This window comes from Brevundimonas sp. 374, assembly GCF_900102995.1.
GTDB classification, from domain to species: domain Bacteria; phylum Pseudomonadota; class Alphaproteobacteria; order Caulobacterales; family Caulobacteraceae; genus Brevundimonas; species Brevundimonas vesicularis_C.
Genome location: NZ_FNKT01000001.1, coordinates 61,669 through 81,470, shown reverse-complemented (window position 1 = coordinate 81,470; position 19,802 = coordinate 61,669). Strand labels below are relative to the sequence as shown.

General features: G+C 66.7%; 18 protein-coding genes. 8 read left to right on the top strand and 10 right to left on the bottom strand.

Going from position 1 to position 19,802, the window contains the following annotated elements:
- Nucleotides 1-85: 85 nt before the first annotated feature.
- The 4 genes from BLR19_RS00325 to BLR19_RS00310 all read left to right on the top strand — a co-directional run bounded on the left by BLR19_RS00325 (nt 86) and on the right by BLR19_RS00310 (nt 3,438).
- Nucleotides 86-1,024, top strand: a complete 939-nt coding sequence (locus tag BLR19_RS00325; protein WP_218119289.1) for a hypothetical protein — start codon at nt 86-88, stop codon at nt 1,022-1,024.
- A 101-nt stretch (nt 1,025-1,125) separates the two neighbouring features.
- A complete protein-coding gene (gene xth / locus BLR19_RS00320) occupies nt 1,126-1,911 on the top strand; it encodes an exodeoxyribonuclease III (protein ID WP_091745877.1) in 786 nt (261 codons plus the stop codon).
- 5 nt (nt 1,912-1,916) lie between these two features.
- Nucleotides 1,917-2,432, top strand: a complete 516-nt coding sequence (locus BLR19_RS00315) for a hypothetical protein (protein ID WP_091745874.1) — start codon at nt 1,917-1,919, stop codon at nt 2,430-2,432.
- An 88-nt stretch (nt 2,433-2,520) separates the two neighbouring features.
- The gene (locus BLR19_RS00310) at nt 2,521-3,438 is read left to right on the top strand and encodes a cobalamin biosynthesis protein CbiG (RefSeq protein WP_091745871.1); all 918 of its coding nucleotides are present in this window, start codon (nt 2,521-2,523) and stop codon (nt 3,436-3,438) included.
- A gap of 9 nt (nt 3,439-3,447) precedes the next feature.
- On the opposite strand, the gene recN is transcribed toward BLR19_RS00310, so the two are convergent.
- Nucleotides 3,448-5,145, bottom strand: coding sequence for a DNA repair protein RecN (gene recN / locus BLR19_RS00305; RefSeq protein ID WP_091745868.1), 1,698 nt, complete (start codon nt 5,143-5,145; stop codon nt 3,448-3,450).
- 76 nt (nt 5,146-5,221) lie between these two features.
- On the bottom strand, nt 5,222-6,076 hold the full coding sequence (locus BLR19_RS00300; RefSeq protein WP_091745865.1) for an outer membrane protein assembly factor BamD: 855 nt from the start codon (nt 6,074-6,076) through the stop codon (nt 5,222-5,224).
- 190 nt (nt 6,077-6,266) lie between these two features.
- Here BLR19_RS00300 and BLR19_RS00295 point away from each other — a divergent pair, with 190 nt between their 5' ends.
- Together BLR19_RS00295 and BLR19_RS00290 are read left to right on the top strand one after the other, a co-directional pair.
- Entirely contained in the window at nt 6,267-7,202 is a 936-nt protein-coding gene (locus BLR19_RS00295; protein ID WP_091745862.1) for a ribose-phosphate pyrophosphokinase, read from the top strand.
- Between the two features lie 83 nt (nt 7,203-7,285).
- Nucleotides 7,286-8,419: a hypothetical protein gene (locus BLR19_RS00290; RefSeq protein ID WP_091745859.1), complete on the top strand. Its 1,134-nt coding sequence runs from the start codon at nt 7,286-7,288 to the stop codon at nt 8,417-8,419.
- 71 nt (nt 8,420-8,490) lie between these two features.
- On the opposite strand, the gene BLR19_RS00285 is transcribed toward BLR19_RS00290, so the two are convergent.
- Together BLR19_RS00285 and aceA are read right to left on the bottom strand one after the other, a co-directional pair.
- Nucleotides 8,491-8,700 (bottom strand): hypothetical protein, encoded by a 210-nt coding sequence (locus BLR19_RS00285; protein WP_045810109.1) that lies wholly within the window; start codon nt 8,698-8,700, stop codon nt 8,491-8,493.
- Nucleotides 8,701-8,719: 19 nt separating this feature from the next.
- Nucleotides 8,720-10,000, bottom strand: a complete 1,281-nt coding sequence (aceA, locus tag BLR19_RS00280) for an isocitrate lyase (protein WP_017504162.1) — start codon at nt 9,998-10,000, stop codon at nt 8,720-8,722.
- A 156-nt stretch (nt 10,001-10,156) separates the two neighbouring features.
- Here aceA and BLR19_RS00275 point away from each other — a divergent pair, with 156 nt between their 5' ends.
- The gene (locus BLR19_RS00275; RefSeq protein WP_091745857.1) at nt 10,157-11,587 is read left to right on the top strand and encodes a helix-turn-helix domain-containing protein; all 1,431 of its coding nucleotides are present in this window, start codon (nt 10,157-10,159) and stop codon (nt 11,585-11,587) included.
- A 3-nt stretch (nt 11,588-11,590) separates the two neighbouring features.
- Here the strand turns inward: BLR19_RS00275 and BLR19_RS00270 are convergent, their stop codons facing one another.
- From BLR19_RS00270 to petA, 5 genes are all read right to left on the bottom strand, one after another.
- A complete protein-coding gene (locus BLR19_RS00270) occupies nt 11,591-13,231 on the bottom strand; it encodes a M28 family peptidase (protein ID WP_091745854.1) in 1,641 nt (546 codons plus the stop codon).
- A gap of 72 nt (nt 13,232-13,303) precedes the next feature.
- Nucleotides 13,304-14,971 (bottom strand): M28 family metallopeptidase, encoded by a 1,668-nt coding sequence (locus BLR19_RS00265; protein ID WP_091745851.1) that lies wholly within the window; start codon nt 14,969-14,971, stop codon nt 13,304-13,306.
- A gap of 152 nt (nt 14,972-15,123) precedes the next feature.
- Nucleotides 15,124-15,999: a cytochrome c1 gene (locus BLR19_RS00260; protein WP_255366338.1), complete on the bottom strand. Its 876-nt coding sequence runs from the start codon at nt 15,997-15,999 to the stop codon at nt 15,124-15,126.
- 5 nt (nt 16,000-16,004) lie between these two features.
- Nucleotides 16,005-17,309, bottom strand: a complete 1,305-nt coding sequence (locus BLR19_RS00255; RefSeq protein WP_091745848.1) for a cytochrome b — start codon at nt 17,307-17,309, stop codon at nt 16,005-16,007.
- A gap of 16 nt (nt 17,310-17,325) precedes the next feature.
- Entirely contained in the window at nt 17,326-17,883 is a 558-nt protein-coding gene (petA, locus tag BLR19_RS00250; RefSeq protein WP_045810115.1) for a ubiquinol-cytochrome c reductase iron-sulfur subunit, read from the bottom strand.
- A 194-nt stretch (nt 17,884-18,077) separates the two neighbouring features.
- On the opposite strand from petA, the gene BLR19_RS00245 reads away from it, so the two are divergent.
- Nucleotides 18,078-18,533 carry a tRNA (cytidine(34)-2'-O)-methyltransferase gene (locus BLR19_RS00245; RefSeq protein ID WP_091745845.1) on the top strand — a complete coding sequence of 152 codons (456 nt, stop codon included), beginning with the start codon at nt 18,078-18,080 and terminating at the stop codon, nt 18,531-18,533.
- On the opposite strand, the gene BLR19_RS00240 is transcribed toward BLR19_RS00245, so the two are convergent.
- Nucleotides 18,524-19,783, bottom strand: a complete 1,260-nt coding sequence (locus tag BLR19_RS00240) for a dipeptidase (protein ID WP_091745842.1) — start codon at nt 19,781-19,783, stop codon at nt 18,524-18,526. The genes BLR19_RS00245 and BLR19_RS00240 overlap by 10 nt on opposite strands.
- Nucleotides 19,784-19,802: the final 19 nt, after the last annotated feature.

The window sequence follows — 19,802 nt, the reverse complement described above, 5'->3', positions numbered from 1 at the left end:
CCTCGCCGCCGTCCACACCCGCCTTGACCCCGCCCAAATACACCGCCACGAAGCGGCCTTGCATTCAGAAACCCAAGGTGTTTCCATGAAGTCCCGCCTCGCCGCCGCCTTTGCGGCGCTTGTGTTCAGCGCCTTCGCCGTCGCGCCCGCCATGGCCCAAGAGCGCCAGCAACCTCGCAACAGCGGCGACGAAGCCGCCGTAACCCAGGGCACATCCCGCGCCGCCGCCGGCCGCCAACGCCGCGAACGCGCGCCTGCCCCGCCGACGCCCGAGCAAATCCTGGCCGCCGCCCAGGCGCAGATGGCTCTGACGACCACGGGCTGTCAGGTCAGCGAAGCCAAGTTGCTCGGCAAGACTGCGGCCGACACGACGGTTTATGAAGTCGCCTGCGGAACCGCACCGGGCTACATCGTCGAAACCAAGACCCCGCCCGAAGCGAGCAGCTGCATCATTCTGGCGCATTCCGCCGAGGTGGCGCGCGCCGCCGACCCGACCGCATCGCCTGCTCAGTGCACGCTGGCGGCCAATACCGATGTCCAGAAGTTCCTGCGCCAGTATGCGAAGGACGCAGGCGTTGCTTGCACCGTTGATCAGGCGAAGCTGCGCGGACAGTCCAGCGACGGCGCAGTCGTCTATGAGGTGGGCTGCTCGGACGGGCCTGGCTACTGGATCAAGCAGCAGGCTGCGACCTGGACGAAAACACCCTGCATTCAGATCGTCGCTGAGCGTGGGACGTGCGAGTTCACAACGACCGCTGAGAACGCCGCCTTCGTGAAGACTCTGCTGGCCGGTTCGGAAGCGGCGTCCTGCAACGTCACCGAAGCCCGCCTGATGGGTCAGAACGCCAACGGCGTCTTCTATGAGGCCAAGTGCGACGGCGCCGATGGCGTCATCGCTCGCTTGAACGCCGAAAATGTCGTTCAGCAGATCTATCCTTGCGCCACCGCCCAGCAGATCGGCGGCGGCTGCAAGCTGACGACGGCTCCGGCCGCTGCCGCGGCGCCCGCCGGCGGTCGCCTCTAAGCCAGTCAAAGGACTGATCCAAGGGCCGTCGGAGCGATCCGGCGGCCCTTTTCTTTTACGCCCTCTTTTCCAAAACCGAGACGCAGCCTAGCGTCGCCGTCATGCGCATCGCCACTTGGAACGTGAACTCCGTCAACGCCCGCCTGCCCACCGTGCTGGCGTGGCTGGAGCAGGCCGCCCCCGACGTCGCCTGTTTCCAGGAGATCAAATGCGTGGACGAGAAGTTCCCGCGCGAGGCTTTCGAGAGCCTGGGCTACAATGTCGAGACCCACGGGCAGAAGAGCTACAACGGCGTCGCCCTGCTGTCGAAGTATCCGCTGTCCGACATCCGACGCGGCCTGCCCGGCGACGAGACCGACGAACAGGCGCGCTATATTGAGGCCCTGGTCGAGGCGCCCCGGCCCATTCGCGTCGGCGCCATCTATCTGCCGAACGGCAATCCGATCGGGACCGAGAAGTTCGATTACAAACTCGCCTGGTTCGATCGGTTCAACCGCCATGCCCTGGATCTGCTGGCGTTCGAGGAGCCGCTGGCCCTGTGCGGCGACTACAACGTCATCCCCGAGGCGGAGGACACGAAAAATCCGGCCGCCTGGACCGACGACGCCCTGTTCCAGCCTCAGAGCCGTCAGGCTTTCCGAGCCCTGAAGAACCTGGGCTTGGCCGACGCGCACGAGATCGGCGGCGAACCCGCCGGCACCTACACCTTCTGGGACTATCAGGCCGGCGCCTGGCAGCGGGACCACGGCATCCGCATCGACTTCGCCCTGCTGTCGCCACAGGCCGCCGACCGGTTCCGGGGGATCGAGACCCATCGCGACGCCCGGGACATGGAAAAACCCAGCGACCACGTTCCCGTGGTGGTCGACATTGATCTAGAGGCCTGACGACCATGGCCGACGTCTTGCGGGTGGTGCTGCTGATCGCCCTCGCGGCGGCCCTGCTGACGACCCTGGCCCTGGCGCTGTCGTGGTGGATGGAGCCGCCGCGCCGCCTGCACCGCGCCATGCTCAAGACCCTGGGCGCCGCGCCGGAGGTCGAGGCCGTGTCGCCGGGCGAAGGTCGCGCCTGCGCCCTGAACTTCGACGTCGAACAGGTCGTCGTGCTGTGGGCCAACGGCGCCCACGGCCTGGTCTACGCCTTTGATGAGGTCGAGGGGGGCGAGGTTATCGTGGATGGCCACGTCGTCGCCCGCATTCGCCGAGGCGAGGCGCGCAAATCGCTGGACGTGCTGGCCCCCGACGCCGAACAGGTCGTGCTGCGCCTGATGTTCGCCGACGCCCGCCACCCAGAGTTCGAACTGGCCCTGTGGGACGCCGCCCTGCCCGTCCAGACCGGCTCGCCGGGCGAGGCGCTTCGTCTCGGCCGCCGCTGGTTGTCGCATCTGGAGGCCCTGCTGAAGGGCTGAGACGCCGCATGGGCCTTTCAGTCGCCGCGATGCGGCGTTAGAAGCCCGGCTCACTCCTAACCGACACGCCTTTATCAGGGAGGCCGCCTTGGCCCGCCTTTTCGACGCCTATATCGTCGCCGACTGGACCGCCGCCGAAACCAAGAAGCTCGGCGACACCTCGCTGTGGATCGGCGTGGCCAAGCGCGACGTGCGCTTCCGCCTCTATACCGAGACGCACAATGTCGCGACCCGGGCCGAGGGCGAAGCCCTGCTGGCCTCGATCCTGGCGGACCACAGAAAGCGCGGCGACCGGGTGCTGGTCGGGCTGGACTTCAACTTTGGCTATCCCGTCGGCACGGCCGCGCGCCTGGGGCTGGAGGGAACGGCGGGGCAGGCCCCGTGGCAGCTGATGTGGAAGTTCATCGCCTCCAACATCGTGGACAAGGCCGACAACACCAACAACCGCTATCAGGTCGCGGCCAAGATGAACCGGCTGATGACCGACGAGGCCTGGCCTCTGTGGGGCGCGCCCGCCAAACAGGCCCAGCGCTGGTTGACCACGACCAAACCGCCCGCAGGCTCCGGCGCCGACATCCCCGAGTTCCGCGCCACAGAAAACGCGGCTCGCAAGGGTCGGCTTCAGCCCAAGAGCGTGTGGCAGATGCACGGCGCGGGCGCCGTGGGCGGCCAGACCCTGGTCGGCATCCCCGCCGTGCGGCGGCTGCTGGAAAGCCTCGGCCCGTCAGGCGCCGTCTGGCCCTTCGGCACCGGCTGGCGCGCGCTGATGCCCGATGACGTGGAACCCTTGTCGGCCCTGGTTGTCGAGGTCTGGCCGTCGATGCATGAGACCAAGCCTCAACCCGGTGAGTTCAAGGACCAGGCCCAGGTCCGCTCCACGGCCGAGGCGCTCGCCCGGATGGACGAGGTCGGCGACCTGGTCAAGGCGTTCGCCCCGCCCAAGGACGCCTCGCCCGAGTTGATCGCCCAGGTCGAACAGGAAGAAGGCTGGATCCTGAGCGCCTAAAAAGTTTAGTCAGCCGATCAAGGCCCGCGCCGCTGCGCGTGCTTCGTCGGTGATCTCGGCGCCGGACAGCATTCGGGCGATTTCCTCCTGACGGCGCTGGTCGTCCAGGGCGACGACGGTGGTGGTGGTCAGGCCGTCGCGGTCGCCCTTCATCACCTTCCAGTGAGCATGGCCGCGCGCGGCGACTTGTGGACTGTGCGTTACGACCAGGACCTGGGCGCCGTTCGACAGGCGTTTCAGGCGCGACCCCACAGCCTCGGCCACCGCGCCGCCGACGCCTTGATCGACTTCGTCGAAGATCATCACGGGCTGACGGATGTCCTCACGGCTTGCGAGGGCCGCTTTCATCGCCAGGGCGAAACGCGCCAGCTCGCCGCCCGAGGCGATGGCGTCCAGCGGGCCGAAGCCGGTGCCGGCGTTGGTCGCGATCTGGAAGCGCACCGTCTCGACGCCGTCCGGCCCGCGTCGGCCCTCGATCGGCTCCAGCGCCACGCGGAACCGCGCGCGCTCCAACTTCAGCGGGCCCAGTTCTCCCATGACGGCGGCGGTCAGCCGCTCGGCGGCGGCTTCCCGTGCCGAGGTCAGGAAAGTGGCCGCCAGATCATAGGCTTCCGCCGCCTCGGCCGCCTCGCGCCCGGCGTTGGTCAGCGCCTCCTCCCCGTCCTCGATCAGCCGCAGCTGCTCGCGCAGGCGAATGCGCAGGGTCGGCAGGGCGTCGACCGTGGTGTGCAGCTTGCGGGCGGCGGCGCGCAAGGCGAACAACCGCTCCTCGGCCTTGTCCAGACGGCCGGGCTCATAGTCGAAGGCGTCGGCGGCGGCGTCCACGGCGGCGAGGGCTTCCGCCGCCTCGACCATGGTGCGGTCGATCGCCTCCACGGCGGCCGACAGTTTGACGATGACCGGATGATTGCCCTCGGCGCCCGCCTGCCCGGCCCGCTGGCGCGCATGTTCGACAGCCCTCAACGCCGCGCCCAACTTCTGGCTCAGCTTGTCGCCGCCAAGCTGAGTGCGCGCGTCGCCCAGATCGGCGATGGCCTTTTCGGCGGCGCCCAGCAGGGCGCGTTCACCTGCCAGTTCCGTCTCTTCGTCAGCCCGCGGATCCAGCGCATCCAGTTCGGACAGGTTCAGGCTGATCTCTTCGCGCCGCGCATCGGCGTCCGCCGCCTGCGCCTTCAGCTCGGCCAGCTTCGCCTCGGCGGCCTTGAGCTTGGCGGAGGCCGAGGCGACCGCCGACAACTGCGGCTGCAGTCCGCCATAGGCGTCCAACGACGCGCGGTGCGTGCGCCAATCCAGCAGGCCCACCGTCTCATGCTGTCCATGCACCTCGACCAGGGCCGCGCCGATCTCGCGCACGGCGGTCACGCCGGCCGGCTGATCGTTGACATAGGCCCGGCTACGACCGTCGGCGCCCAAGACGCGGCGAAGGATCAGATCTTCCCCCGGCTGCACCTCGAACCCCTTGTCGGCGATCAGGGCCAGCAGATCGGGATCGTCGGGGGCGGAGAAGACGGCGGTGGCCACAGCCTGTTTGGCGCCATTGCGCACCAGGCCCGCATCGCCGCGCCCGCCAAGCGCCAGGCCGAGCGCGTCCAGAATGATCGACTTGCCGGCTCCGGTTTCGCCGGTCAGCACGGTCAGGCCATTCTCGACCTCGAGATCGAGCACGTCCACCAGGACGACGTCACGAATGGAAAGGGCGGTCAGCATCGCGTCAGGCGCCGGCGGAACGAATCATGACCGACAGAATCCCGATCCCCGCCGGATTGCACAAGCCGTCGCGTGATCAGCCCGGAATGATCCGCTGGAGCCAGCTCTCGCGCTTGCCCTCGGGCGCCTTCTCCGGCGTCTGACCATTTTCGGTCAGCAGCGCATAGGCCTCGGCGTACCAGGGGCTGCCCGGGTAGTTGTAGCCCAGCACGGCGCCGTTGCGCGTCGCCTCTTCCTTCAGACCCAGCTGAAGGTTGACCTCGACCAGGCGATACAGGGCTTCGGGCGTATGCGAGGTGCGCTGGAAGTCCGGGTTGGCGATCACGGCCTTGTAGCGGTTCAGGGCCGCCAGCGGCTGGTTGGCGCGCTGATAGTAGCGGCCGATGTTCATTTCCTTGCCGGCCAGCTGGTCGTTGACCATGTCGATCTTGACGGCGGCGTCCGAGGCATAGGGCGTGCCCGGATAGCGGCGCGAGACATCCTTCAGACCCGCCAGGGCGGCGGTTGCGTAACCCTGGTCACGACCGACGTCAGTGATCTGCTCGAAATTGCAGACCGCCTTCATGTAGAAGGCGTAGGACGCCGACGGATTGCCGGGGAACAGCTGGATGAACCGGTCGGCCGCCGCGATGGCGTCGGCATAGGCGTTATTCTGATAGTAGGCGTAGATCTGCATCAGGATCGAACGACGCGCCCAGTCCGAATAGGGATGCTGGCGTTCGACTTCCTGGAAATAGTCCACGGCGTCGGACCAGCGGCGCTGCTGCAGCCGATCATAGCCGGTGTTGTAGAGCGCCTCGACCGGACGTTCCTCATAGGCCAGCTTGGGGCGGTTCTTGCCCGCGCAGCCTGAAATCGTCACTGCGGCGAGCGCCGCGGCCATCAGCACCATGCCGGAACGGAACTTAGAAGCGGACAAGGACGACCCCATGACGTGTGAAGGACGGCCCTGAAGCCGTTCCCCGGAAACCAACGCGGCGACCTCTAGCACCCGCAACCGAGCCGCGCCATGCCGAGGAAAACTCAGCATACGACTTGCCCTGCCCGGCTCCACTGGTAAAGAGCGCGCCAACCGACCGCCGTTCATGGGGGGCGGATGACGGCGAAAGGATGACCGGCCGATGAAGCTGCTCTCAGGCAACTCCAACCGCGCACTGTCCCAGGCGATCGCCGACCACCTGGATGCGCCCCTGACCAAGGCCCAGGTCAAGCGGTTCGCCGACAACGAGGTCTTCGCCATCATCGAGGAAAACGTCCGCGGCGAGGACGTCTTCATCCTGCAGTCGACCTCCTATCCGGCCAACGACAACCTGATGGAGCTGTTGATCATCACCGACGCCCTGGTGCGGGCCTCGGCGAAACGGATCACGGCCGTCATCCCCTATTTCGGCTATGCGCGGCAGGACCGTAAGACCGGCGGCCGCACGCCGATCTCGGCCAAGCTGGTGGCCAATCTCATCACCCGCGCCGGCGCCGACCGCGTCCTGACGATGGATCTGCACGCGGGTCAGATCCAGGGCTTCTTCGACATTCCGACCGACAATCTGGTCGCGACCCCGGTGCTGGCGCAGGACATCAAGGAAAACTACGCCCGCGGCGACGACCTGATGATCGTCTCGCCCGACGTCGGCGGCGTGGTGCGCGCCCGCGCCCTGGCCAGCCGCCTGGATGCCGATCTCGCCATCGTCGACAAGCGCCGGCCCAAGGCGGGCGAGAGCGAGGTCATGAACATCATCGGCGACGTGCAGGGTCGCCGCTGCATCCTGTTCGACGACATCGTCGATTCGGGCGGCACCCTGGTCAACGCCGCCAAGGCCCTGATCGACCAGGGCGCGACGGAGGTTTCGGCCTACATCAGCCACGGCGTCCTGTCCGGCCCCGCTGTCCAGCGCATCACCGACGGCCCGCTGAAGGAGCTGGTGATCACCAACTCTATCGAGCAACCCCACGAAGTTTTGAACTGCCCGAAAATCCGAACGGTTTCCGTGGCTCCGCTGGTCGGAGAGGCTATCCGACGGATCGCGAACGAAGAATCGGTGTCGAAACTGTTCGATTAACCTTCGGATAACCATAAGGCCCGCCTTATAAGCGCCAACAGTATTGGCGCTTTTTGCGCGCGTGTTCGCCTGAGGAAGTCTCCATGAAAACGGCCCTACTGAGCCGCGGCCTATCCGCTGCCGCCCTCGCCGCCGCTGTCCTGCTCGCCAGTTGTGAGAGCGGACCCTCGAAGGCCGAGCTGGAAGCCCAGCGTCTGGCGGCCGAACTGGCCGCCCGCAAGCCGCCCCCCGTGTCGCTGAACCAGGGCGTGGCCGACGCCGCCGCGATCTACGTCGCGTACTTGCGTGAAGCCCAGACGATCCAGCCGGGCGGCTTCCCCGATGCAGAATCGATCCAGGCCGCCCTGCGCAAGGGTTCGGCCTATGACGCCGACCAGCTGTCGCGCGGGCTGATCGCATACGGCGCCATCATCGCCCTGCAGGCGCCCGAGTTCGTCGCCGGCGTGCAGCAGTATGCGATCGATCCGGCGCAACGTCAGCGCATGGTCGCCCAGATCGTCGCCGATCCGGCCTATGCCGCCACCCTGCCCGGCGCCGACGCGGCCGCCGGCCTGATCTCGGCGACGGTGGGCAAGGACGCCATCGCCATGCGCGCCATCGCTGAGGCGATCGAGCAGGACGCCTACACCATCCAGGGCCGCAGCGATCCGCGCCGCCGCTGGGCCATTACGCCGATCCCGAACCGCGAAGTGCGGCTGGAAAGCGCAAAGACCTTGTCGGCAGCAAAGATGCTGCCCTCACCAGAAGAATCGAGCCGCCTGTTCGCCGCCGCCAACAGCGGCACGGGACTGGGGCTGGAGCCGTCGCGCAAGGGCCCGCCCTACACCCCCGCCGTCGTCCGCTCTCTGGCCATCGCGGCTCTGGGCGCGCTCGGCGCCGGCGGCGACGAGGCCCGGGTCAACACCGAGGCCCTGACGCACGAGCCGAACAGCGAGTTCTGCATGGATATGTCCAAGCTGATGCTGTTCCAGTGCCTGGCCGCCTCGCGCCCCAGCTATGAGGACATCTTCTGCCTGGGCCGCCACATCACCCGCGACCTGGCGACCTGCACCACCGAGGCGACGCAGATCACCACCATCGTCGTCGGCGATCCTCAAGAAACCGGCGCCGCGCCGGTGCGCACGCCCATCTCGGTCACCGTCCCGCAAGCGACGCCTGTTCCGACCCCGGCGGTTGCGACCACCCAATCGCTGAACACCGGCCCGACGACGCGCTAGGTCTTTCTGCCCAGATCGACAAAAGGCCCGCTCCGAGCGATCGGAGCGGGCCCTTTTCTTGAGCGGACGGTCTATTCGTAGCCGTGCGCCGCCTCGTTGATGACCTGTGACGGCATTGACGAAAAGTCCACGGCGACGGGCGTTGCGGTCTTGGACTGATAGGTCCGAAGCACGTGCGTCAGACGACGACGCACCTCACGTTCGGCCTCCGTGCCGGTGTCGAGCGCCAGGGGCGCCAGGCAGAAGTCGATGATGGCTTCGGTTCGGGTCAGCGGTTCCATTTGCGGGTTCCTTTCCGGTTTAAGCCGCGTGGGTGAACTGGGCGGTCTCGGTCGAGTCCTTCAGCGCCGTCGTCGAGGACGTGCCGTTGGAGATAACCGTGGCGACCTGGTCGAAATAGCCGGTGCCGACTTCGCGCTGGTGACGGGTGGCGGTATAGCCGATGGCCTCGTTGGCGAACTCGCGCTGTTGCAGCTCGGAATAGGCCGCCATGCCGCGATCGCGATAGCCGTCCGCCAGCTCGAACATGGAGTTGTTCAGGCTGTGGAAGCCGGCCAGGGTCACGAACTGGAACTTGTAGCCCATGGCCCCCAGCTCGCGCTGGAACTTGGCGATGGTGGCGTCATCCAGCTTGGCCTTCCAGTTGAAGGACGGCGAGCAGTTATAGGCCATCAGCTTGCCCGGATGGGCCTTCTGGACGGCTTCCGCGAACTTCTTGGCGTCGTCCAGATCCGGATGGGATGTCTCCCACCACAGCAGGTCGGCGATATTGGCGTAGGACAGACCCCGCGCGATACAGTGGTCCAGACCCGTGCCTTCCTTCAGGCGGAAGAAGCCCTCAGGCGTGCGGTTGTCCCGATCGATGAAGGGCTGGTCCCGCTCGTCGATGTCGGAGGTGATCAGTTGCGCGCTCTCGGCGTCGGTCCGAGCCACCGTGATCGTCGGCGTGCCCATGACGTCGGCGGCCAGACGCGCGGCGACCAGATTGCGCTCATGCGCCTGGGTCGGGATCAGAACCTTGCCGCCCAGGTGGCCGCACTTCTTCTCGGACGCCAGCTGATCCTCGAAGTGGACGCCGGCCGCGCCCGCCTCGATGAAGGCCTTCATGATTTCGAAGCTGTTCAGCGGCCCGCCGAAACCGGCTTCCGCGTCGGCGACGATGGGAACGAACCAATCGCGCTTGGCCCCGCCCTCGGCATGCTCGATCTGATCGGCGCGTTGCAGGGTGCGGTTGATGCGGCGGCACAGTTCCGGCGCGGCGTTGGCCGGGTACAGCGACTGGTCGGGATACATGGCGCCGGCCGTATTGGCGTCGGCCGCGACCTGCCAACCCGACAGATAGATGGCCTTCAGACCCGCGCGGACCATCTGCATGGCCTGGTTTCCGGTGACGGCGCCCAACGCATTGATGAAGGGCTCGTCGTGCAGCAACTGCCAAAGGCGGTTGGCCCCGCGCTCGGCCAGCGTATGGGTGATCGGCACCGAGCCGCGCAGACGCAGGACGTCTTCAGGGGTGTAGGGGCGCTCGATGCCGTCGAAACGGCCGGCGGGCGAAGGCACCAGATCGGCGAAGGTGGTCATGGTCGAACTCGGTCTCTGAAGGGCGCGGCCGCAGCCGCCGTCTCGGAGACAAGAACACGCGTCGGTCAAAACTGATACAGATCGAACCACGTCAACGAAGTCATCTTGTCACACTATGACTTTGCTTCGTCAGTCACGTTGTGACATCGTGCGACGATGAACGCCGCCGCTGACCGCAAACTGTTCCTGGGCGCCCGGCTCAAGCGGCTGCGGCGCGATCTGGGCCTGACCCAGACCGCGATGGCCGCCGATCTGGACGTTTCTCCAAGTTATCTCAATCACATAGAGCGTAACCAGCGCCCGGTCTCAGCCCAGCTCCTGCTGCGATTGGCCGACACCTATGACGTGGATCTGCGCGCTCTGAACCAGGGCGGGGCGGCGGACGAGGCGCGGCTCACGGAAATCCTAACCGACCCTCTGTTCAAGGGCCTGTCCGCGCCCCGGCATGAACTGGTGCAACTGCTGGAAGAAGCGCCCGGCGTGGCCGACGCCCTGCTGCGCCTCTATCAGGCTTTCGATGACGGTCGCACGCGCGCCCGCGCTGCGGCCGAGACGGGCGAAAGCCCGATCGAGACCAGTCCCGCAGAATGGGTGCGCGAATACATCCAGTCGCGCGGCAACCATTTTCCTGAACTTGACCAGATGGGCGAGGCCCTGTCCGACACCCTGTCCGCCGAGGCGCCCGCCCACGCCGACGGCTTCGAACCCGCCGCGCGCCATCGGCTGGCGGCCAGGCACGACCTCGGCGTCCGCACCCTGCCGGCCGAGGTCATGGTGGAATGGACCCGCCGTTACGACCTGCACCGCCGCCGTCTGCTGCTGTCGGAAACCCTGGGGCCGTCCTCGCGCGCCTTCGCCATCGCCTATCAACTGGCCCTGGCCGAGCAAGGGCCGGCGCTCAACGCGCTGGCAGAGGCCTCGAACGCCCCGGACGCGCCCACTCGATCGCTGCTGAAGGTCGCCCTGACCAACACGCTCGCCGCCGCGACCCTGATGCCCTACGCCGCCTTCCAGCGGGCGGCGGAAGAGACGCGCTACGATCTGGCTCGGCTCCAGGCCCGGTTCGGCGTCAGCTACGAACAGGCCGCGCACCGCCTGACCACCCTGTCGCGCCCCACCGCGCGCGGCGTGCCCTTCTTCCTGATGCGTGTCGATCAGGCGGGCAACATCTCCAAACGCTATGCGGCGGGCGCCTTTCCCTTCTCGCGTTTCGGCGGCGCCTGCCCGCGCTGGCGGCTGCATTCGGCCTTCCGCACGCCGGGCCGCATCGTCACCCAGATCATCGAAACTCCAGACGGCGGCCGCTGGTTCACCTTCGCCCGCACGGTCGAGCGGCAAGGCCACGACGGTTATGATGAGCGCCACGACCTCGCCGTCGGCCTGGGTTGCGAACTGCGTCACGCGCATCGCTTGGCCTACGCCCACGGCATCGACCTGCAGAACCCCGAGGTCACGCCCATCGGCCCGGCCTGCCGCCTGTGTCATCGTCACCCCTGCGCCGAACGCGCCGCCGCCCCCATCGACCGCCCCCTGGCGGTCGATGACTGGTCCAAGTCCGTCAGCCCCTATCCGTTCGGCGCGGCCTGAGGCCTAGCGTCTCTGGTCCGCCGTGCGGTCGCGGATGGCGTTGAACTCGGCCGTCGGCTTCCACGCGGGCCAGCTCTCGCTGTCGGCCACCGTCAGCCCCAGCCGATACAGCAGGTCTAGGTTCTGCAAGGCGGCGGTGAAGTCATAGTCGGCCCGCCATTCGTCGGTCAGCTTGTGATAGTATTTGGCCATGGCGCCCTCGTAATAGGGCTTGCCCGCCTCGATCCCGCCCTCGACGAAATCGCGGCCTGTCCACGGCATCAGGGCCGGCACCCCGCCGGCCGCGAAGTTGAAGTGGTCGGAGCGGTAGTAGAAGCCTTCCTCCGGATAGCCGTCGCCCGTCACCACCCGCCCCTGCACGGCGGCGAACCGGCCTAGGATGTCCTCCAGCTCTGACTTGCCGACGCCGAACACCGCCACGTCGCGCGTCGCTGGCGTGAAGGGCAGCATGTCGATGTTGATGTCCGCCGCCGTCTTGGCCAGCGGATAGACCGGATCGGCGGCATAGGCTTCCGACCCCAGCAGCCCCTGCTCCTCGGCCGTGACGTGCAAGAAGATCACGGTGCGCTTCGGCGCCGGTCCAGCCTTGAACGCCCGCGCCATCTCGATCAGACCAGCCGTCCCCGACGCATTGTCCCAGGCGCCGTTGAAGATGTCGTCACCCTCGGCGTTCGGGGTCCGGGCCTTGCCGACGTGATCCCAGTGGGCGGAATAGAAGACGTATTCGTCAGGCCGCTCGGTGCCGGGAATCTTGGCCAGCAGGTTGTTGGAGTGGATGACCTCGGTCGTCTCGGCGATATCGACGCTGAGACGCGAGCCCAGATCCAGAACGCCCCCCAAGGCGGTCGTCTTCGCCCGCTCGACGGCGGTTTCCAAGTCGGTGCCGCTGATCGCCGTCGCCGTGGCCATGTTGATGGATCCGCTGAAACGCGGGTCCTGAGCGCCCTTGACCGTCATCTGCGACCGGGTCGCGCCTCCCACGGCGCGACGCCAGCGGTTATCCTGGTCCTGAAGTGTAATGACGCCCACGGCTCCGCGCTTCAACGCCTCCTGGGTCTTGTGCGTTGTCGAGCCGTAGAAGTTGGGATCCTCGCCCATCACCATCGGCTGGCCGCGCAGAATGACCACGACCTTGCCGGTCAGGTCCGCATTGCCATAGTCGTCCCAGGTCGGCCCCGAAATGCCGTAACCGGCGAAGACCAGCGGCGCCTCGGCCGTCACGACCGGTTCCGCCGACCCGGCCCGCAGGGTGATGTCCGTCCCGGAAACCAACGGATGCGCCATGCCGTCCGCCCCGGTCCAGGAGGCCGTCGGCGGCCGCTCCGGCGTGAACCGGACCAGATCGACAGGCTGCAGCCATGATCCGTTGCGCCCGCCCGGCTCCAGCCCCATCGCCTCATACTGCGCCTGCAGATAGGCCAGGGTCAGCCGTTCGCCGACCAGGCCGGGAAACCGTCCCTCCATCTCGTCCGACGCCAGATATTTGATGTGGTCCGACAGGCGCTGGGCGCTGAACTGAGGCGTCGCGGCCGAGGCGACGGCGAAAGCGTCCAGCTTCGGCGCCGGCGATGCGACCGGCGTCGTCGCGCAGGCGGCAAGCGCAAGCGCCGCAAGGGCGATGAGGGGTGAACGGCGATGGATCATTGAACTGACTCGACAGGCGAAATGGCAAAGGGGCGGAGATTCCTCCCCGCCCCATCTTGATGTGTGAAAAGACTAGCGGCGTTCGGACGCGGTCGTGGCGCGCACCGGCGCGAACTCTGAGCCCGACTTCCACTGCGGCCAGTCGCGACCGTTCGCCAGGGCGCGACCGACATCGTAGAAGACGGTCATGTCCTCGATCATGCCGCTGTAGTCCCAGTCGGGCGACCATTCATCCGCCGCCTGGTGATAGCGTTTGGCGCCGTACTCCGACCGCGCCGCCTCGCGCGCGGCGATCGGTTCGTCGCGGAAATCGCCCCGGCTGCCGGCATAGGCCATCGGCACGCCGCGCTTGGCCAGCGGGAAGTGGTCCGAACGGTAATAGGTGCCGGCCGCATTCTCGTAGTCCGGGACCAGCGACCGCCCTTGCGGCTGAATTGCCGCCGCCAGACGTTCGTCGAAGTCCGACTGGCCATATCCGGTTACGCCCAGACCGGTGACGCGGCCATAGACGTTCATGGAGTCCATGTTGAACCCGCCCACCGTCTTGGCCAGCGGATAGACCGGGTTCACCGCATAGTATTCCGAACCCAGCAGGCCGCTTTCCTCGCCGGTGAAGCTGATCATCACGATCGAGCGTTCGGTGCGCGGCGCGCGACCGAACATGCGCGCCAGCTCCAGCAGACCCGCCGTGCCCGAGGCGTTGTCCACAGCCCCGTTGAAGATGCGGTCGCCGGTCGCATCCGGCTCGCCCATGCCGATGTGATCCCAGTGGGCGGTATAGAGGATCGTCTCGTCCGGATGGGTCGTGCCCGGCAGGCGGGCGATGACATTGTGGCTGGTGACCTGATTGGTGGCCACGTCGAACTCGGTCGAGAAGGATGCGCCGGTCAGGGCGACGGGCTGGAAGTCGCGGCTGCGCGCCTGGACCTTCAGCGCATCGAAATCCAGACCCGCGCGGCGGAACAGGTCGACCGCCACGTCACGCTGGATCCAGCCCTCCATCGGCACGCGTTCGGCCGCCGCATTCTGGCGCAGGATGTCGAACTGCGGCACGCCCCAGGAGTTGGCGACCGTCTGCCAGCCGTAAGACGCCGGCGCCGTCTCGTGCACGATCAGCACGCCCGCCGCCCCCTGTTTGGCCGCCTCTTCGTATTTGTAGGTCCAGCGGCCGTAATAGGTCATGGCCTTGCCGCCGAAGGTGTTCAGCGCCGGCTCCTCGAAGTCGGCGTCATTGACCAGCACGACCAGGATCTTGCCGCGCAGGTCCTGGCCCTTGAAGTCGTTCCACTGCCGCTCGGGCGCGTTGATGCCGTAGCCGACGAAGACCAGCGGCGCGTCCTTCAGACTGACGTGTTCGGCCGGGCGGCGGGTCGAGATGGCGACCTCGCGCCCTTGCGTCATCGGCAGGGTCCAGTCGCCCAGCTTCAGCGAGGCCCGCACATTGGACTGGGTGAAGCGGTTCAGGATCACGGCCTGCGTCCACTGACCGTTCGGCCCGCCCGGCTCAAACCCGGCGGCGGCGTAGCCTTCGCTCAGATAGCGGATGACCTTTTCCTCGGCCGGAGTAGCGATACCCCTGCCCTCGAAGCTGTCGTCCGACAGGGTCTTAATATCCTGCGAGATCCGCGCCGCATCGAAAGTCGGGACGGTGTGAACCGCAGCGGGATTGGACGCGGTGGCGCAGGCGGACAAGGCGGCGCTCGCCAACAAAACGGCGGCGAAAGAAGAGACAAGACGCATGAACTAATGGCCCCACAGCCGAAAACGATACGCGACCCTAGGGGGCGAACTTCGCCCTGTCGATGCTGCGCCCCGGACCTTTCGTCGCAAACGAAAAAGCCCGCCAAGGCGAACCTTGGCGGGCTTACGACTTTGATCCGGCGGCGATGGCCTTAGTGGGCGACGCCCTTCCAGATGCGGCGGTAGGCGACATAGGTGATGCCGGCGAACAGCAGCAGATAGATCATCACGCCGAAGCCCGCCTGCTTGCGCTCGACCATCTTCGGCTCGGACGTCCAGGCGATGAAGGCCGCGACGTCCTTGGCGTATTGATCCACCGTTTGCGGCGAACCGTCGTCATAGGTGACCAAGCCGTCCTTGAGGGGCGGCGGCATGGCGATGAAGCCGCCCGGCGGAACGTGCTTGTGATCGCCGGTCCAGAACGGCGTCAGGTCGCCGGCCATATAGGGGTTGTAGTGCTGCCCGTCGCGGATCTGCAGGCCGGCCGGGGCCGCCTTGTAGCCCGAAAGCAACGAGTAGATGTAGTTCGCGCCGTCGTGGCGGGCCTTGGCCATGACCGAAAGGTCGGGCGGGGCTGCGCCGCCGTTGCCCGCCGCCGCCGCCGTGGCGTTCGGATAAGGGGCGCGGAACTTGTCGGCCGGCGTGGCGTCGCGCTGGATCGGCTCGCCGGTCTCGCTGTCGATGTCGCCGACCTGCACTTCCTTGGCCAGAGCCTTCACGACGGGGTTGTCGTTAGGGTTCGGATACTTCGGATTCCAGAACGGCCCATGACGGTCGCCCAGGTTCCGATAGTGCATCAGGTTCATGCTGTGACAGGCCGAGCAGACCTCGTGATAGACCTTGTAGCCGCGTTGCAGCTGGCCCTGGTCATAGGTGCCGAAAGGCCCCTCGAAGCTGAACCCGCCCGAGCGGGGATGAGCGGCGGCGCCCGACGCCATGGCGGGAGCGGCCGCGCTCAACAGACCCAGCGCGATGGCGGCCGAGGTGATGATCGTCTTGAACGACACGGTCTTCATTCCAATCGTCATGATTTTCAGACCTTGTGCTCGACGGCGCCGGCGTCGGTCAGGACCGGCTCGGAGATCGTCGCCGGGATCGGCAGCGGCTGCTCCTTCAACCCGACCAACGGCATGATGATCAGGAAGAAGACGAAGTAGTACAGGGTGAAGACGCGCGTCAGCCACAGGTAGGAGTTCAGGTCGCCGTCGATCAGGGTGAAGGTCTTGAACGACCCGATCACCGGCGCGTCAGGCAGCTGACCACCGCACCAGCCCAGGCCCACGCCCACCACCAGGAAGATGATGAAGAAGGTCCGCATCGTCGGGCGATAGCGCATCGAGCGCACCTTGGACGTATCCAGCCAAGGCAGGACGAACAGCACGCCGATGGCGCTGAACATCGCCACCACGCCGCCGAACTTGTCCGGGATGGCGCGCAGGATTGCGTAGAAGGGCAGCATGTACCACTCGGGCACGATGTGCGCCGGCGTCTGCAGCGGGTTGGCCGGGATGTAGTTGTCGGCGTGGCCCAGCGCGTTCGGCTGATAGAAGACGAAGATGGCGAACAGGATCAGGAACAGGATGATCGCAAAGCCGTCCTTGACCGTGAAATACGGGTGGAAGGGCAGCGTGTCCTTCTTCTCGCGATCCTTCGGGATCAGGATGCCGACCGGGTTGTTCTGACCGGCCGAGTGCAGCGCCCAAAGGTGCAGCACGACGCAGCCCAGGATGGCGAACGGCAGCAGATAGTGCAGCGAGAAGAAGCGGTTCAGCGTCGCATTGTCGATCGCCGGGCCGCCGCGCAGCCAGATCAGGATCGGCTCGCCCAGCACCGGAATGGCGCCGATCAGGTTGGTGATGACTTCCGCGCCCCAGAACGACATCTGTCCCCACGGCAGGACGTAGCCCAGGAAGGCGGTGGCGATCATCAGGAAGAAGATCACGCAGCCGATGATCCAGATCATCTCGCGCGGCGCCTTGTACGAGCCGTAGTATAGGCCGCGCAGCATGTGCAGATAGACGGCGATGAAGAACATCGACGCGCCGTTGGCGTGGACATAGCGGATCAGCCAGCCGCCGTTCACGTCGCGCATGATGCGCTCGACCGAGGCGAAGGCCAGATCGACGTTCGGCGTATAGTGCATGGCCAGGACGATGCCGGTGACGATCTGCGTCATCAGGCACAGGGCCAGGATGCCGCCGAAGGTCCACCAGTAGTTCAGGTTCCGCGGCGTCGGCAGGGACATGTAGTCCGCGCCGAAACGGATAATCGGCAGCCGGGTGTCCAGCCACTTCTCGACGCCCGTCTTCGGGACGTAGGTGCTCTCGTGATCGCTCATGATTCCCCCTTGGTCCTCAGCCGATCTTGACGCGGGTGTCGGACAGATAATCGTATTCCGGCACCACCAGGTTCAGAGGCGCCGGCCCCTTACGAATGCGGCCGGAGGCGTCGTAGTGCGAGCCGTGGCAGGGGCAGAACCAGCCGCCGTAATCGCCCGCGCCGAAGGTCGGCACGCAGCCCAGGTGCGTGCACGAACCGATGACGACCAGATATTTCTCGTGACCCGGCTTGGTGCGCTCGGCGTCGGTCTGGGGCTGTTTCAGGTCCGGGGCGTGATCGTCCGCGATGACCTTCTGCAGCTCGGCCGGGGTGCGATAGCGCACGAACACCGGCTTGCCCTGCCATTTGATGACGACCTGCTGGCCTTCCTGAACCTTGGTCAGGTCGAACTCGATCGACGCCAGCGCCAGCGTATCGGCCGCCGGATTCATCTGATTGATCAGCGGCCAGGCGATCATGGCGCCCGCGCCGACCGCTGCGGCGCCCGCCGCGATGTAGATAAAGTCCCGACGATTGGGATCACCGCCCTCAGGGCTGTGACCGTCTTCCGTATGCACGACCGATTCGGCCACGTTTCCACCTCTCGAACGCCGCAGAAGACCCCCAAGGGCGTCCCCAGCCACGGCACGAACCAACAAAAGACGCCGGGAATCCCCGACGGCCCGTGACTTGCGCCGGTTTGGACGCAAGCTGCTGACGTTTCTTGCGAAACGCTCGCAAACAGACCGCGACAAACCCCCTCGCCGCGCGTATGTCAGGCCTTAGAATGCGTCTCGCCCTTTTTCAACCGGACATTCCTCAGAACGTCGGAGCCTGCATCCGATTGTCGGCCTGTTTCGGCGTCGATCTGCATGTGATCGAGCCGACGGGCTTCCGTTTCGACGACCGCGCCATGAAGCGCGCCGCCCTCGACTACGGCCCGCTGTCCCACATGACTCGCCACGCCGACTGGGAGGCCTTCCAGGCGGATCGTGCGGCCGGGCGTCTGGTGCTGTTGACGACCAAGGGCGCGACGCCCCTGCCCGATTTCGTCTTCCAGCCTGACGACACTCTGCTGTTCGGCAAGGAAAGCGCCGGCGCCCCCGACTATGTCCACGCCGCCGCCGACGCCCGTGTCGTTGTGCCGCTGAGGCCCGACGCCCGTTCGCTGAACCTGTCGGTCACCGCCGGAATCGCCCTGTGGGAAGGCCTGCGCCAGACGGGCGCCGTCGGTCAGTTCTGACTCGAAGCGGGCTCCAGCCGCGCCATCGACGGCCGCTCGCCGGCCTTTGACGCCGCGACGGTCTCGACCGCCCGCATGACCCGCAGCAGGTTCTCGCCGGCGATCTTGCGGATGTCGGCCTCGGTCCAGCCCGCCGCCATCAGGGCGGCCAGGATTCGCGGATAGGCGTCCACCCCGCCTATGCCTTCCGGCAGGCTGCCGATGCCGTCGAAGTCGGCGCCCAGGCCGACATGATCGATGCCCGCCACTTCGCGCACGTGCTGAATATGCGCCACCACGTCGGCCAGGGTCGCCTGGGGCGTCGGATTGGCGGCGGTCCAGGCGGTCACCGCGGCCTCCACCGCGCCGGGATCGCCGGGATTCAGCGTCTTCAGCCGCGCCTCCTCGCCCGCCTTGGCGCCGTTCCAGGCCCGCACCCGTTCGGAGACGAAGCCGGGCGCCAGGTTGATCATCACGATGCCGCCGTCCTGCGGCATCATCCGCAGTACCTGATCCGGCACGTTGCGCGGATGATCCGTGACTGCCCGCGCCGACGAATGGGAGAAGATCACCGGCGCATCGGACACGCGCATGGCGTCCAGCATCGTCTCCTCGGAGACGTGGCTCAGGTCGACCATCATGCCCAGCCGGTTCATCTCCTTGACCACCGCCTCGCCGAACGGGCTGAGCCCGCCCCACTTCGGCGCGTCCGTCGCGCTGTCGGCCCAGGTCGTGGTCTTGGAGTGGGTCAGGGTCATGTAGCGCGCGCCGGCTCGATAGAACTCCCGCAGCAGGGCCAGGGAATCGTCGATCGAATAGCCGCCCTCCATCCCGATCAGGCTGGCGAACCGGCCCGATCTGAACACCGCATCCACCTCGTCCGCCGTGGTCGCCAGGCCGAAGGTGTCGGGATAGGCCGCGATGATGCGCTTGGCCGTGTCGATCTGCTCAAAGGTTTCCTCGACCGCCTCCAGCGGCGTCAGGCTGGCGGGCACATAGACGGACCAGAACTGCCCTCCCACGCCCCCGGCCCGCAGGCGCGCGATATCGGTATGCAGTTTGGTCGACGCCGCCAGATTCTTCGTCATATCAACGGCGTAAACGTCATTTCCATATTGCTGTCGCAGCGCCCACGGCAGGTCGTTGTGCCCGTCGATCAGCGGCGTGGTCTTCAAAATCTCCATCACACGCGCCTCATCGGCGTCCTGAGCGTGGGCCACCCCTTCCAGCGCGAGCGAGGCGACGGCGACGGTGACGAGACGGCGGATCATTGGCGGGCTTCCTGAAAAC

Coding starts and splice junctions, on each gene's coding strand:
- BLR19_RS00325 (WP_218119289.1), top strand. CDS start 86: ATGAAGTCCCGCCTCGCCGCCGCCTTTGCGGCGCTTGTGTTCAGCGCC.
- xth (WP_091745877.1), top strand. CDS start 1,126: ATGCGCATCGCCACTTGGAACGTGAACTCCGTCAACGCCCGCCTGCCC.
- BLR19_RS00315 (WP_091745874.1), top strand. CDS start 1,917: ATGGCCGACGTCTTGCGGGTGGTGCTGCTGATCGCCCTCGCGGCGGCC.
- recN (WP_091745868.1), bottom strand. CDS start 5,145: ATGCTGACCGCCCTTTCCATTCGTGACGTCGTCCTGGTGGACGTGCTC.
- BLR19_RS00300 (WP_091745865.1), bottom strand. CDS start 6,076: ATGGGGTCGTCCTTGTCCGCTTCTAAGTTCCGTTCCGGCATGGTGCTG.
- BLR19_RS00295 (WP_091745862.1), top strand. CDS start 6,267: ATGAAGCTGCTCTCAGGCAACTCCAACCGCGCACTGTCCCAGGCGATC.
- BLR19_RS00290 (WP_091745859.1), top strand. CDS start 7,286: ATGAAAACGGCCCTACTGAGCCGCGGCCTATCCGCTGCCGCCCTCGCC.
- BLR19_RS00285 (WP_045810109.1), bottom strand. CDS start 8,700: ATGGAACCGCTGACCCGAACCGAAGCCATCATCGACTTCTGCCTGGCG.
- aceA (WP_017504162.1), bottom strand. CDS start 10,000: ATGACCACCTTCGCCGATCTGGTGCCTTCGCCCGCCGGCCGTTTCGAC.
- BLR19_RS00275 (WP_091745857.1), top strand. CDS start 10,157: ATGAACGCCGCCGCTGACCGCAAACTGTTCCTGGGCGCCCGGCTCAAG.
- BLR19_RS00270 (WP_091745854.1), bottom strand. CDS start 13,231: ATGATCCATCGCCGTTCACCCCTCATCGCCCTTGCGGCGCTTGCGCTT.
- BLR19_RS00265 (WP_091745851.1), bottom strand. CDS start 14,971: ATGCGTCTTGTCTCTTCTTTCGCCGCCGTTTTGTTGGCGAGCGCCGCC.
- BLR19_RS00260 (WP_255366338.1), bottom strand. CDS start 15,999: ATGACGATTGGAATGAAGACCGTGTCGTTCAAGACGATCATCACCTCG.
- BLR19_RS00255 (WP_091745848.1), bottom strand. CDS start 17,309: ATGAGCGATCACGAGAGCACCTACGTCCCGAAGACGGGCGTCGAGAAG.
- BLR19_RS00245 (WP_091745845.1), top strand. CDS start 18,078: ATGCGTCTCGCCCTTTTTCAACCGGACATTCCTCAGAACGTCGGAGCC.
- BLR19_RS00240 (WP_091745842.1), bottom strand. CDS start 19,783: ATGATCCGCCGTCTCGTCACCGTCGCCGTCGCCTCGCTCGCGCTGGAA.